Here is a 12,832-nt window from a genome sequence, read left to right as displayed (position 1 = left end):
GCCGGGTGTGTGTCCCCAACGCGGCTGGTTTTAAAAACTTTGTCGGCGCGGCCCCGGGCGTATAATTGGCCTCCCCCCCACCCCATGTTTTCCCCCCCCCCCCACCCCGGGGGGGGGGGGGCGGGGCGGCGTTCGGAACGCCGCGCCCGCCGCAGGCTTACACGAGGCCCGTCGTGTAGTACACGGCGATCACGAAGAACACCGCGAGCGTCTTGATCACGGTGACCGCGAAGATGTCGCGATACGACTCGCGGTGCGTGAGGCCCGTAACCGCGAGCAGCGTGATGACCGCGCCGTTGTGCGGCAGCGTGTCCATGCCGCCGCTGGCCATCGCGACGACCCGGTGCAGGACGTCCATCGGAATGTTGGCTGCCTGCGCGCCCTTGATGAACAGGTCCGACATCGCGGCGAGCGCGATGCTCATGCCGCCCGACGCCGAACCGGTGATGCCGGCCAGCGAGCTCACCGACACGGCTGCGTTCACGAGCGGGTTCGGAATGCTCTTCAGCGCGTCGCTGACGACGAGGAAGCCCGGCAGCGCCGCGATCACGCCGCCGAAACCGTATTCCGACGCCGTATTCATCGCGGCGAGCAGCGCGCCGCCGACCGCGGCCTTCGAACCGGCCGCGAAGCGGTCGCTGACGCGCTTGAACGCGGTCAGGACGACCAGCACGATGCCGAGCAGCAGCGCGGCCTCGACCGACCAGATCGCGACGACGGTCTTGATCGACGTCGTGACCGGCGTGTGCACGCCGGGCAGCACGTCCGGCGCGACCGTGTACGACGCGGTGCCGTACCACTGCGGGACCAGCTTCGTGAACGTGAAGTTCGACGCGCCGACGAGGAGCAGCGGCAGGATCGCGAGCGCCGGATTCGGCAGTGCCGTCGCTTCGACACGCTCCGGCTCGTTGACGAGCGACGTGCCGTAGCCTTCGCCCTTCGCCATCGCCGAACGGCGGCGCCATTCCAGATACGCGAGGCCGACCACGATGATGAACAGCGAGCCGATCGTGCCGAGCGCGGGTGCGGCCCAGGCGGTCGTCTTGAAGAACGTGGTCGGGATGATGTTCTGGATCTGCGGCGTGCCGGGCAGCGAATCCATCGTGAACGAGAACGCGCCGAGCGCGATCGCGCCGGGCATCAGCCGCTTCGGAATGTTGCTCTGGCGGTAGAGTTCGGCTGCGAACGGATACACCGCGAACACCACGACGAACAGCGACACGCCGCCATAGGTGAGCAGCGCGCACACCGCGACGATCACCGCATTCGCACGCGAGCGGCCGATGTAGCGGATCGCCGCATGGACGATCGACTCGGAGAACCCGGACAGTTCGATCACCTTGCCGAACACGGCGCCGAGCATGAATACCGGGAAATACAGTTTGACGAAGCCGACCATCTTCTCCATGAAGATGCCGGAGAAAACCGGTGCGACGGCGGCGGGTTCGATCAGCAGGACGGCGCCGAGCGCGGCGATTGGCGCGAACAGGATCACGCTGTAGCCGCGATACGCGGCGAACATCAGGAACGCCAGCGCGGCGAGGACGATCACGAAAGACAAGGGAGTCTCCTAATTGCTTGGAATGGCTTTGGTTGTTGTTCGATCGCGGAACGCGCCGCGGACCGGCTCGGGTTCCTGCAGGTTTCGTGCCATCGGCCGCATTGCACCGCCGGACATGGGTCCGGCGCAGGCCGGCGGGCCCGCGCCGGCCAATGTCTGAAGATTCTACATAAATCGTCTCCATCCGGAGACGATTCGGTCGCGATGACAGCCCGCTGAATCGGGCAGGGCTTTCCCGGACAAGGCGTTTCGGCATGTCTCTGAAGTGAGATACTTCGTCTCGTTCCGGAGACATCCGGCCAAGCATACGCGGAGACGACGACACGATGATGAACGACTGGGCCCGCCTGCCCGTCAATTACGGCGACGTGCTGCGGCGCGCCGCCGAGTCGCTGTTTCGTACCTTCGAGGATTCGAGTGCGGGCACGGTGGTGGTCGATCGCGACGCGCGCGTCGTGTGGATGAACGAGCGTTATGCGGCGCGCTTCGGGTTCGCCGATCCGCAGCAGGCGATCGGCCTCGATTGCGAGACCGTGATTCCGAACAGCCTGATGCGCGAGGTCGTGTCGACCGGCCAGCCGATCCTCCTCGACATCATGGAGACGGGCCGCGAGCCGCTCGTCGTCACGCGCCTGCCGTTGAAGAACGAAGCGGGCGAGACGGTCGGCGCGATCGGCTTCGCGCTGTTCGATCAGTTGAAGACGCTCACGCCGATCTTTTCCCGCTACGCGCAGCTTCAGCAGCAACTGATCGCAACGCAGCGTTCGCTCGCGCAGGCGCGCCGTGCGAAATACACGTTCGCGAGCTTCGTCGGCACGAGCGCCGCGAGCCTCGAAACCAAGCGGCAGGCGCGGCGCGCCGCGCAGGTCGATTCGCCGGTGCTGCTGCTCGGCGAGACGGGCACCGGCAAGGAACTGCTCGCGCATGCGATCCACGCGGCGTCGGCGCGCGCGCTCCAGCCGCTCGTGACCGTCAACGTCGCCGCGATTCCCGATACGCTGCTCGAAACCGAATTCTTCGGCGCGGCGCCGGGTGCGTATACCGGTGCCGACCGCAAGGGACGCGTCGGCAAGTTCGAGCTGGCCGACCGCGGCACGCTGTTTCTCGACGAGATCGGCGACATGCCGCTGCCGCTGCAGGGCAAGCTGCTGCGCGTGCTGCAGGACAAGGAGTTCGAACCGGTCGGCTCGAACCGGATCGTGCGCGCGGATGTGCGGATCATCGCCGCGACGTCGGCCGACCTGCCCGCGCTCGTCGAGGCCGGCCGCTTTCGCGCGGATCTCTACTACCGGCTCAACGTGCTGACGATTCACGCGCCGCCGTTGCGCGAGCGCGCGTCCGACATCGCGGCGCTGGTCTACGCGACGCTCGAGGAACTGGCCGCGCAGCACGGGCGCGCCGCGCACTGCGAGCTGACGGACGACGCGCTGCGGATGCTGTGCGCGTACCCGTGGCCGGGCAACGTACGCGAGCTGCGCAACACGCTCGAGCGTGCGCTGATGCTGTCGGATCGCTCGGTGATCGATGCGGGTGCGCTCGCGCCATTCCTCGGGCCGGTGCGCGCGGCGCCCGACAGCGTGCCGGCGGGCACGCGGGTTGCGCCGTCGCCGGTCGGCCGGGACGCGGGCCACACACCTGGTGCGCCCGGTGCGCCGGTCGTTTCGTATACCGATGCATTGGCTGCGTGGGAGCGCCAGTTCCTGATCGATGCGCTTGCGGCTTGCGACGGCAAGGTGGTGGAGGCGGCCGCGCGCATCGGCATCGGTCGGGCGACGCTCTACAAGAAACTGGCGGCGCTGGGGATCGACCGGTAGCACGCGGCGGCTAAAGCGCCCGGGCATGAGGAACGGCACCGGAGACGTGCCCGACAGGAGGCAACGATGAAGCGAATCGGCGGCGCCGGATGGCTGGCCGTACTGGTGGCGACATCCTCGTTCGCGCAGGCGGGTGACGCGGACGCGCCCGCGGTACGGCGCAACTGGTACAACGATCCGTTCGTCGCGCTGTCGCAGGGCTTCGCCGAATGCCCGCTGCCGCTCGGCCCGTGGATGACGCGCGCCGAAATGGAAGACGACGCGCACTACCGCGTCGAGCGCGGGACCACCTGCTGGCTCGCCCACCGCTGCACGAAACCGAACTCCTATATGTATGACGCGCCGATCGCCGAGGCGGCGAAAGCGCATTTCGCGGGCACCGATCGTCTGCAGCGCACGAGCCTGTGGATCACAGTGCAGCGGCGCTTCATCTATGTCGAAGGGTGTGCCGATCCGGCATTCGATCGGCAGGCGCTGGAGCGCGAACTCGGTGCGTTGCCCGACGTCGAGCGGGTGTTCGTTCGCATCACCGACGATCCGCACCGCGCCGTGCCGTACAGGACGCGCGGACGGCCCGACCGGACACCGGACTGAACGCGGGAGGACAGTGCATGGCATACTCGCGACATCCAAAAATAGGTTGACGGAAAGAATAATGAAACACATGCTTGCGTCGGTCTGTCGGTGGCCGCGGACGCATTGGCGTCGGGCCGGATTGTTGGCCCTGGTTGCGGGGCTCGGCGGGTGCGGCGGCGGGGCGCCTCTGTTCACTTCTGACGGGCGCCCGACTACGCAGGTGCAGTGCACCGGCAGCGACTGGAGCAATTGCACGGACAACGCCCGAGCCATCTGCAACGGGGAATTCGACGTCCTCCAGCAATCGACCGATGACGCCGTGCGAAATCTTCTCTTCGCATGCAAGAAGAAAAGCGGTTATTGATCCCGACATGACCGGCCAAGGGGACCATAATCGGGTGAAGCGCTTTTCTATTCGCTTGGAGTCGGCTATTTTTCATGAATAACACTCACGGAGTCCCATCCATATGGCGACCTACAGGCAACTGACAGCGCAGCTCGAAAGACTTCAGCAAAAGATCGACAAGGAACGCGAAAAGGCGATTGCCGATGCGATTGCCGCCATTCGGGCGAAAATCGAGGAATTCGACATTACGGCGGAGGAGCTCGGTTTCCGTCCGGTGGGCACCGCCGCTGCCGCGAAGCCGAAGCGTCCGTTGCCGCCGAAGTACCTGAACCCGAAGACGGGCGAAACGTGGAGCGGCCGCGGGCGGGCGCCGGCGTGGCTCGGCAAGAACCGCGCGCGTTTCCTGATCAAGGACTGACTCCCGAAAATCCTCACCTTTCGTGCGCTGACTGACGGTGCGAACGGCCATGCGGCCGTCGCACCGTTTTGTTTTTGGACAGCCGCGGCGCGATTCGGAACCGCGCGTTGAACCCCAATGCCACGCGATTAACGAATACCGTTTTGCGAATTCGCTGCGATTCGACCGGCTACCGCCGCGAATTCCGGTAAACAACCCCGCAATTGCGTGGCACGTGCGCATTGGCATGCTCGATCTTCGCGGTGCTGACGTACCGCCGGTTGCCATCACCTCTCGCGCATTCACGCGCTGCATCGTGCAATTCCCGAACTTGCTCACCATGGCTCCTGTAAATCCTCACCTTTGACGCGGCGACCGGATGACCGCATCGTGTCGCCTTCGCCCGTTGCGTCGTGCGAATGCGTCGGTTACCGGCCCATGTTGCGGGCATTGATGCGCGTCGCACAGTCAGCCGTTCGGCATATAGGCAGCCGCATCGGGTTCGCCTATGCTTGGAGTTCGCGTCGACCGGCGCACGGCCATCTGGCCCGCGTGCCGGTCGGATCGTCTTTCGTTACCGTATGGAGCCGATGTGACCGTCCGCCATCTCGATGCGTTGTTCCAGCCCAGGTCCGTTGCGGTCGTCGGTGCATCGACGCGCGCGGGCAGTATCGGTGCGATGGTGTGGGCGCGCGTGCTCGACGGCGCGTTCGACGGGCCCGTGTGGCCCGTCAATCCGAAGTATCGCGAGCTGAACGGGCACGCGGTCGTGGCCGATGTCGACCGGCTTACCGCGCCGCCGTCGGTCGCCGTGATCTGCACGCCGCCTGCCACGTGGGCCGGCATCGTGCGCAAGCTCGGCGAACTCGGCACGCGCGTCGCGGTGATCGTCGGCGAGGCGCGCACCGACGCCGATCGCGCCGCGCTCGATCGCACGCTCAAGGCCGCGAAGCCGTTCGTGCTGCGTATCGTCGGGCCCGGCAGTCTCGGCGTGCTGTCGCCCGCGCGGCATGCGCATTTCGGCGCACCGGCCTATACGGCGCGATCGGGCGGCGTCGCCTGGGTGTCGCAATCGAACGCGCTGACGAACGCGGTACTGGGCTGGGCCGATGCGCGAGGCCTCGGCTTTTCGCACGTCGTCGCGCTGGGCGGCGAGGCCGACGTCGATGCGGGCGATGTCCTCGACTACCTCGCCAGCGATCCCGGCACGCGCGCGATCCTGCTCGAGCTCGACACCGTATGCGCCGCGCGCAAGTTCATGTCGGCAGCGCGTGCGGCGGCGCGCAACAAGCCGGTGCTCGCGTTGCGCACCGGGCGCGCCGATCCCGGCGACGCGCTTTACACGGCGGCGTTCCAGCGTGCGGGGATGGTGCGTGTCGATGCGCTCGACGATCTGCTCGACGAGATCGAGACGCTCGGCGTCGGGCGCGTCACCGCGCGGGGCGCGGCGACGCTCGTGACGAGCGACGCAGGCGTCGCGAAGCTCGCGGTCGATGCGGTCGCGGAGGTGCGCGATGTGCTGGCCGACTGGCCGGCGGCGGCAACGTCGGCGGTAGCAGCCGCGCTGCCGCATCTCGCCGGGCCCGGCAATCCGCTGACGCTCGGCGACGATGCGCGTCCCGAGCATTTCGGCGCTGCCATCAAGGCGCTCGCGCCGTTCCCGCAAACGGGCACGCTGTTCGTCGTGCATTCGACGTCCCACAGCGCGCCGGCCGATGCGGTCGCGCGTACATTGATCGAATCGCGACAGTACGCCTACCGCGGCATCCTCGCGTGCTTCTTCGGCGCGGTCGACGCGGCGACGCGCGACGCACTGCACGCGAACGGCATCCCGGTGTACACCACCCCGCAGCGGCTTGCGCGCGCATACGCACGGCTGGTCGACTACAACCTCGGGCGGCAGTTGCTGATGCAGACGCCCGAGGGCACGCCGCCGCAGCCGGCGGAGTGTGTTGCCTCCGCACAGGCCGAGGCCCGCCGGATGGTCGAGGCCGGCAACCATGAACTGGCCGGCGAAGCGGCGTTGCGCTGGCTCTCTCACTTCGGCCTGCACGGCGAGCAGGCTGATGGGTCGGCCGGCGCCAGAGTCGTCGACGTCACGGTCGACATGTACGACGATTCGAACTTCGGCCCGGTGTTCCGCTATGCCGTGCCGTCGGCGGACGGCGTATCGGCACCGTTCGTCGTGTACGGGCTGCCGCCGCTGAATACGGTGCTCGCCCGCGCGGTGATGGAGCGTTCGCCATACGCGCGCCGTGCGCCCGTCGAACCCACGCTCGATGCGCTGACGGCGCTGTCGCAAGTCGTTTGCGACGTGCGCGAAGTCGTCGCGATGTCGATCACGCTGCGCGTGCTGTCCGACCGTGCATACGTCATCGCGCCGCGCCTCACGCTGGCGGCCGGGCGCAGCCGGCTCGCGATCATGCCGTATCCGCGTCATCTCGAGCAGACGCTCGAATGGCGCGGCGAGACCGTGACGATCCGCCCGATCCGTCCGGAAGACGAAGAGGCACACAACGAACTGCTTGGCGCAATGACGCCGGACGATCTGCGGATGCGATTCTTCGGCGCGGTGCGCAGCTTCGATCATTCGCAAGTCGCGCGCATGACGCAGATCGACTACGACCGTGAGATGGCCTTCATCGTGTCGTTCACCGACGTGTCGGGCCGCTCGCACACGCTCGCGGTGGCACGTGCGGTCGCCGATCCCGACAACGAGACGGCGGAGTTCGCGATTGCCGTGCGGCCCGATCAGAAGGGCAAGGGGCTCGGGCGGCTGATGATGACCCGCATCGTCGACTACGCGCGATCGCGCGGCACCGCATGGATGATCGGCGAGGCGCTGCGCGAGAACACCGCGATGATTGCGCTGGCGAAGTCGTGCGGTTTCGCGGTATCGACGACGGAGGAACCCGGCGTGGTGGGGTTCAGGATGAAGCTGCAACCGTAGTCGCCATGGTGGGGCGCTCGGACGTGCGGCGGTATCGTGCGCTGCCGATACGGAACGCACGATGTCGGTGGCGTACAGTCGCGGTCGTGCGGCCGCGTCATAGTTTGGAATGCAGATCATTCGGCTTGTTCGGCCGAATCCGCGCATCGGTACAACGCTCGCTCCGTGACCGGCGGGGAAAGGCGAACGCGTCGAGTCACCGCATCCGCGACAGGCGCGTGACGTGCGCCGATGAACCCCGCGTACCGCCGGTTTCGGCGGCATATTCAAGCGCACTGACGCCTGCATGTCGCACCCGCGGCAACGGAAATGGAACAAGGGTAAGGTTTTTCGGGAGCCGCGAGTGAGCTTTTCCGGGAGCGTCTGGGTGAGCCGATACGGGAGCCCTCGGTGAGCCTTCCCGGGAGCCACCGGTGAGCCCTTGCGGGAAACCCCGGTGAGCCTTTCCGGGAAAGGGCGGTGAGCGTCTGCGGGAGGCGTCGGTGAGGACGTTCGGGAGGGGCAGGTGAGCGTCTCCGGGAGCTTCGGGTGAGCTTTTACGGGATGCCCGGGTGAGCGCTTACGGGAGGCTTTGGTGAGATTTTTCGGGAGCCTGCAGACGCAATGCTCCGGCAGGCACGGCGCCGGCTTTTGCCGGCGTTCGTGCCGGTGCGGGTACGCATGAATCGTGCCCGCGACAGCGTTTACGCGGCGAGTTTCGACGCCGCGTCGTTCACCTGGTCACGCGAAATCGCGAGTTCCTCGAGGTGCGTTTCCGCATAGACGCCGCCGGTTTCGCGCTCGAGGCGGGCGATCGTCAGTGCGCAACGCGCGGTGTCCTTCGGCATCGCGATGAAGCGCTTCACCGATTCGCCGGACGTAAATGCGTCGAACAGCGCGCCGCGCACGTCGTCCGGAAGCGTCTTGGTCCATTGGTACGGCTTGCCGTTGAACGTGATCGACGGCGGCAGCGTGCGTTCCTTCTTGGTGGCCGTGATGAGGCCGTAGGTGCGCGCGGCGTCGCCGATCTGCTCGGGCGAGAAGAGTTCGTCGGGCGTGATGTCGAACTGCTCGATGTAGTTCTCGATCGCCAGCATCGCGGCGGCACGATCGTCGCGCTTTTTCTGCGCGCGCGCGACGATGTCGCGCAGCTCGTCCGCTTCCTCGGGCGTGATCGTGAAGCTTGCCTGCTTCTGCTGAAGTTCGGAGAAACGCTGGAATTCTTGATCGTTCAGAAGTTTGGCCATGACATCCATCGGACACGACGGCCGCGACAACCGGCCATCGTAGATTTTGAGAGGGCCGCTATTCTAGCGTAGCGCCGGGCGCGCGGCGCTCGCAGGTTCGGCGATGGTCTGCGCAACGCCGGTGCGAGCGTCGGCGACACCGCGGTGCATTGCAACCCGCAGTGTTGTCGCCGCACGCTCCCGTGTGCCTGCCCGACTCGCCGGCCGGGTGACCGAAGGCCTGCCGCGCCCGAACGACCGACTGCCGCCCGCCTTCAGTCCCGTCGCGCGTTCAGCAAGTCCCGGCGCGGCACATCGACAGCTGGCCCGCCGCATCGCGCAGCCCTGCGACGACCACGTCGACTGACGGCGCCATGTGCGCATCGATGCGACGCATGTACGGACAGGTCAGCACTGCGATCGCATGGCCGGACGGACCGAGGATCGGCGCGCTCAGGTCGGTGACGCCGTATGCCTGGCGGCTGTCCTGACGCACGTGGCCGGACTGGCGGATGGACTGGCACGCGTGCGCGAGTTCCTGCTCGTTCATCGGCGTTTCGCCCTTGACCTTGCGATGTTCGGCCAGCATGTGCGCACGCTGCTCGGCACCCTGGAACGACAGCATCACGCGCCCCGACGCCGTATCGGCGAGGCCGACGCGCGAGCCGAGCCGCACCGATACGCCCCACGGGCCGGGGCCGTCGACCTGCGCGATCACGAGCAGGTTGCCGCGATCGTAGACGGCCAAGTGGCATGACTGTTCGGCGGCGTCGGCAAAGCGTTGCATCAGCGGCAAGGCTTCGGCGATCAGCCGGTTCATCGGTGGATGCCGGTGCGCGAGCGCGAACAGTTTCAGGCTGAGCGTGTAACGGTCGCCGCCGCTCGAACGCATCACGTAGCGGCGTGCGACGAGACGTTCGAGCATCCGGTAGATCTCGCTCGCATTGCGACCGAGCTCCTTCGTGATTTCGGTGCGGGTGAGTCCTTCCTTCTGTTCCGACAGGAGCTCGAGAATGTCGAGACCCTTGTCGAGCGCGGGCGCGCGATAGCGGTCGGCTGCGCCCATCGACTCCCGTGCGTCGCTGCCGGGGAGCGGGTTGTTGGTCGTTTGCATCATGGGTAGGAAGTCCGGGAATGGCCAATCGGTGAGCGACGCACGCTGACCGGTTCTGCACGCCGATTCGTGAAGCCGCGTGCGGATGTGACCGCCATCCACGCGAGCTTAACAACAAACATTCAGTGTGCAATGCAGCGTCTTTTTACCGATCGTTACCCAGCAAGAACGGATCAGGTTCGGTTCCCGATGACAGGGTCGTAAGGAATATTTGCGATTCATCTTTCGGTGTCCACGGCGGCCGGCATTTGGCGTAAAGCCGAATGGATCGGCGGGCCCGATGCTGCGGTGCAACGCCCGCAGGCGCACCAATAGTCGGTATCCGTCGCGCGCCATTTCACGGCGGGCCGCCGATGGTACAAAGAGCGGCGGGCCAGCGACGGTGCGGCCGCGCGTGAAGCCGGCCGGCACAGGCCGGTACATGCTGCGGATACCGGGCCGTCGTCGCCGATGCGCAGACCGGCGGCCGCCCGTTCGATGCGCGTCGCACTTCGGTGCGACGCCGCGATCGCTGCGCCCGCGCGAGCCTCGCGCGTCGAACGGCGCGCCGGATATGGCGCCGACGCGCGTCATCGACGATCGATATTCAGTCCGGCGCGTGGCCGCAAGCGGCTGCGTCGGCCGGTATCCTGTCACATTCGACAACAGAGGTTGAGCACGATGAAACTGCTTCGCTATGGCCCGGCGGGCCAGGAAAAGCCCGGTATCCTCGACGCGGACGGCCGGATTCGCGACCTGTCCGCGCACGTACCGGATCTTGCCGGCGACGCGCTGTCCGACGCCGGTCTCGCGCGCCTGCGCGCGATCGACCCGGCCACGCTGCCGCTCGTCTCCGGCGAGCCGCGCATCGGCGCGTGCGTCGGGCGTGTCGGCAAGTTCATCGGCATCGGTCTGAACTATGCCGATCACGCAGCCGAGGCCGGCATGCCGGTTCCGAAGGAGCCGGTGGTGTTCGGCAAGTGGACGAGTTCGATCTGCGGCCCGAACGACGGCATCGACATCCCGAAGGGCTCCGTGAAGACGGACTGGGAAGTCGAGCTGGGCGTGGTGATCGGCACGACCTGCAAGGACGTCGACGAAGCGCGCGCGCTCGATTGCGTCGCCGGCTACTGCGTCGTCAACGACGTGTCCGAGCGCGAGTGGCAGATCGAGCGCGGCGGCCAGTGGGACAAGGGCAAGGGCTTCGACACATTCGGCCCGATCGGCCCGTGGCTCGTCACGCGCGACGAGGTGCCCGATCCGCAGCGCCTCGACCTGTGGCTCGAGATCGACGGCCATCGCTATCAGAACGGCAACACGCGCACGATGGTGTTCACCGTCGCGCAACTGATCGCCTATCTGTCGACCTGCATGACGCTGCAACCGGGCGACGTGATCACGACCGGCACGCCGCCGGGCGTCGGGATGGGCGTCAAGCCGTCGCCGGTGTTCCTGAAGGCCGGCCAGAGGGTGCGCCTCGGGATCGAGGGGCTCGGCGAGCAACTGCAGCACACGCGCAACGCGCAGTAAGCGCTCGCGCGGGCCGAGCGGCGGGTGCAACCGGCTGCCACGCGCCGTCGCCCGCCGCGCTGTCCGATCTGCCGCCCGATCGCCCCGCATGATCGCGGGCGGCGCCCGTCGCGCACCGAATACCGCTGCGGTAAAGACAAGGGCCCGATTCCGCGCGATGCGGAATCGGGCCCTTGTCGTTCATCCGCGTCCGGACGAAGCGGATCAGACGACGTTGTCCAGTTCGCAATGGGCTTCGAGCCGATACCCGTCGGGGTCGACGACGAACGCAGCGTAATAGCCGGGGCCGTAGTGCGCGCGTTTGCCCGGCCCGCCGTTGTCCTGTCCGCCGTGCTGCAGCGCGGCGCGGTAGAACGCATCGACTTCCATCGGCGACGCTGCGCGGAACGACACGTGCAACCCCGACTCGGGATCGGCGGCGACCGGACGCGCCGCGTGCTGCAACCACAGCACCGGTTCGGTGGTGCCGTAGCCGAGGGATCCGTCGCCGCTGTACAGCCGCTTGTAGCCGAGCGCACCGAGCGTGCTGTCGTAGAACGCGCGGCTGCGGTCGATGTGGGCAACGCCAAACGAAAGGTGATCGATCATCTGTGGCTCCTTGAACTGAAGGGGACGTCAGTACAGCAAACCTGTTTTTAACCACCATGCCGGTTATGTTAGAAAGCGCCTGCGCGCTTGTCAACCGGCATGGTGGTTAGATACGATCGTGGCATGAACAAGACGCAACCTTCCGTCACGGCGGACTGCCTGATTCCAGCGCTGTCCGAAACGTTGAGCATCGATTTCGCGAACACGCGGTACTGGCGCGGCGCCGACGCACCGACGGAAACCTTCTGCACGCTGGACGACCTGTTCACGTGGTGCCGCGAGCAGGCGCGCGTGCCGGCCGGCCTGGCCGATGCGTGTCGCGCACAAGCGCAGCAAGGGAATGACGAGCCGGCGATGCTGGCGCGCGCGCTCGCATTGCGCGAGGCGCTTTATCGGCTCTTTCATGCGCAGGCCGAGCGGCGCGAGCCGCAAGCCGACGATCTCGCGCTGCTCGGCGGTTTTCTGGCGGAAGCGGCGCCGCGTGTCGCGCCCGCGCGGATCGCCGGCGGCTATGCGTGGCGGATCGGTGAGGCGGGCGCGACGCTCGCGGGGCTGTTGAGCCCGGTGCTGTGGTCGGCGACCGACCTGCTGGGCAGCGCGCGGCTCGCGAAGGTCAAGCGTTGCGCGAACGATGCATGCCAGTGGCTGTTCATTGACGACAGCAAGAACGGCAGCCGCCGCTGGTGCTCGATGTCGTCGTGCGGCAATCGCGCGAAGGCGTACCGCCACTATCACAAGGCTGGCTGACGGGGCCGCCTGTCCCAACCGTTCC

Annotated in this window: 11 protein-coding genes; 7 read left to right on the top strand and 4 right to left on the bottom strand. The window is 67.0% G+C overall.

Features of this window, described 5'->3' with window-relative positions; translation table 11 throughout:
- Window positions 1-157 precede the first annotated feature (157 nt).
- Window positions 158-1,561 (bottom strand): GntP family permease, encoded by a 1,404-nt coding sequence (locus DIE21_RS08705; RefSeq protein ID WP_124497307.1) that lies wholly within the window; start codon window positions 1,559-1,561, stop codon window positions 158-160.
- Between the two features lie 326 nt (window positions 1,562-1,887).
- Here DIE21_RS08705 and DIE21_RS08700 point away from each other — a divergent pair, with 326 nt between their 5' ends.
- The 5 genes from DIE21_RS08700 (at window position 1,888) to DIE21_RS08680 (ending at window position 7,644) form a co-directional block, all read left to right on the top strand.
- A complete protein-coding gene (locus tag DIE21_RS08700; protein WP_124497306.1) occupies window positions 1,888-3,375 on the top strand; it encodes a sigma-54-dependent Fis family transcriptional regulator in 1,488 nt (495 codons plus the stop codon).
- A gap of 66 nt (window positions 3,376-3,441) precedes the next feature.
- Complete coding sequence (locus DIE21_RS08695; RefSeq protein WP_124497305.1) at window positions 3,442-3,969, top strand: BON domain-containing protein; 528 nt, start codon at window positions 3,442-3,444, stop codon at window positions 3,967-3,969.
- Window positions 3,970-4,030: 61 nt separating this feature from the next.
- On the top strand, window positions 4,031-4,315 hold the full coding sequence (locus DIE21_RS37685; RefSeq protein ID WP_260432353.1) for a hypothetical protein: 285 nt from the start codon (window positions 4,031-4,033) through the stop codon (window positions 4,313-4,315).
- A 103-nt stretch (window positions 4,316-4,418) separates the two neighbouring features.
- On the top strand, window positions 4,419-4,715 hold the full coding sequence (locus tag DIE21_RS08685) for an H-NS family nucleoid-associated regulatory protein (protein ID WP_124497304.1): 297 nt from the start codon (window positions 4,419-4,421) through the stop codon (window positions 4,713-4,715).
- Window positions 4,716-5,286: 571 nt separating this feature from the next.
- On the top strand, window positions 5,287-7,644 hold the full coding sequence (locus DIE21_RS08680) for a GNAT family N-acetyltransferase (protein WP_124497303.1): 2,358 nt from the start codon (window positions 5,287-5,289) through the stop codon (window positions 7,642-7,644).
- A 683-nt stretch (window positions 7,645-8,327) separates the two neighbouring features.
- On the opposite strand, the gene DIE21_RS08675 is transcribed toward DIE21_RS08680, so the two are convergent.
- Entirely contained in the window at window positions 8,328-8,879 is a 552-nt protein-coding gene (locus DIE21_RS08675; RefSeq protein ID WP_124497302.1) for a hypothetical protein, read from the bottom strand.
- Window positions 8,880-9,141: 262 nt separating this feature from the next.
- Window positions 9,142-9,966 (bottom strand): IclR family transcriptional regulator, encoded by an 825-nt coding sequence (locus DIE21_RS08670; protein ID WP_185640663.1) that lies wholly within the window; start codon window positions 9,964-9,966, stop codon window positions 9,142-9,144.
- 657 nt (window positions 9,967-10,623) lie between these two features.
- Between DIE21_RS08670 and DIE21_RS08660 the strand changes: the two genes are divergently transcribed.
- Window positions 10,624-11,472, top strand: coding sequence for an ureidoglycolate lyase (locus DIE21_RS08660; RefSeq protein WP_124497301.1), 849 nt, complete (start codon window positions 10,624-10,626; stop codon window positions 11,470-11,472).
- Between the two features lie 204 nt (window positions 11,473-11,676).
- Here the strand turns inward: DIE21_RS08660 and DIE21_RS08655 are convergent, their stop codons facing one another.
- Entirely contained in the window at window positions 11,677-12,060 is a 384-nt protein-coding gene (locus DIE21_RS08655) for a VOC family protein (RefSeq protein WP_124497300.1), read from the bottom strand.
- A gap of 99 nt (window positions 12,061-12,159) precedes the next feature.
- Between DIE21_RS08655 and DIE21_RS08650 the strand changes: the two genes are divergently transcribed.
- A complete protein-coding gene (locus DIE21_RS08650; RefSeq protein ID WP_124497315.1) occupies window positions 12,160-12,807 on the top strand; it encodes a CGNR zinc finger domain-containing protein in 648 nt (215 codons plus the stop codon).
- Window positions 12,808-12,832: the final 25 nt, after the last annotated feature.

Origin of the sequence: Burkholderia sp. Bp9140, from assembly GCF_003853425.1 — a bacterium.
GTDB lineage: Bacteria > Pseudomonadota > Gammaproteobacteria > Burkholderiales > Burkholderiaceae > Burkholderia.
This window is presented reverse-complemented; position numbering and strand designations above follow the sequence as displayed.

Excerpts from the sequence above, each read along its gene's own strand:
- DIE21_RS08660 (WP_124497301.1), top strand. The coding sequence starts at position 10,624 with ATGAAACTGCTTCGCTATGGCCCGGCGGGCCAGGAAAAGCCCGGTATC.
- DIE21_RS08685 (WP_124497304.1), top strand. The coding sequence starts at position 4,419 with ATGGCGACCTACAGGCAACTGACAGCGCAGCTCGAAAGACTTCAGCAA.
- DIE21_RS08675 (WP_124497302.1), bottom strand. The coding sequence starts at position 8,879 with ATGGATGTCATGGCCAAACTTCTGAACGATCAAGAATTCCAGCGTTTC.
- DIE21_RS08670 (WP_185640663.1), bottom strand. The coding sequence starts at position 9,966 with ATGATGCAAACGACCAACAACCCGCTCCCCGGCAGCGACGCACGGGAG.
- DIE21_RS08655 (WP_124497300.1), bottom strand. The coding sequence starts at position 12,060 with ATGATCGATCACCTTTCGTTTGGCGTTGCCCACATCGACCGCAGCCGC.
- DIE21_RS08700 (WP_124497306.1), top strand. The coding sequence starts at position 1,888 with ATGATGAACGACTGGGCCCGCCTGCCCGTCAATTACGGCGACGTGCTG.
- DIE21_RS37685 (WP_260432353.1), top strand. The coding sequence starts at position 4,031 with ATGAAACACATGCTTGCGTCGGTCTGTCGGTGGCCGCGGACGCATTGG.
- DIE21_RS08695 (WP_124497305.1), top strand. The coding sequence starts at position 3,442 with ATGAAGCGAATCGGCGGCGCCGGATGGCTGGCCGTACTGGTGGCGACA.
- DIE21_RS08650 (WP_124497315.1), top strand. The coding sequence starts at position 12,160 with ATGGTGGTTAGATACGATCGTGGCATGAACAAGACGCAACCTTCCGTC.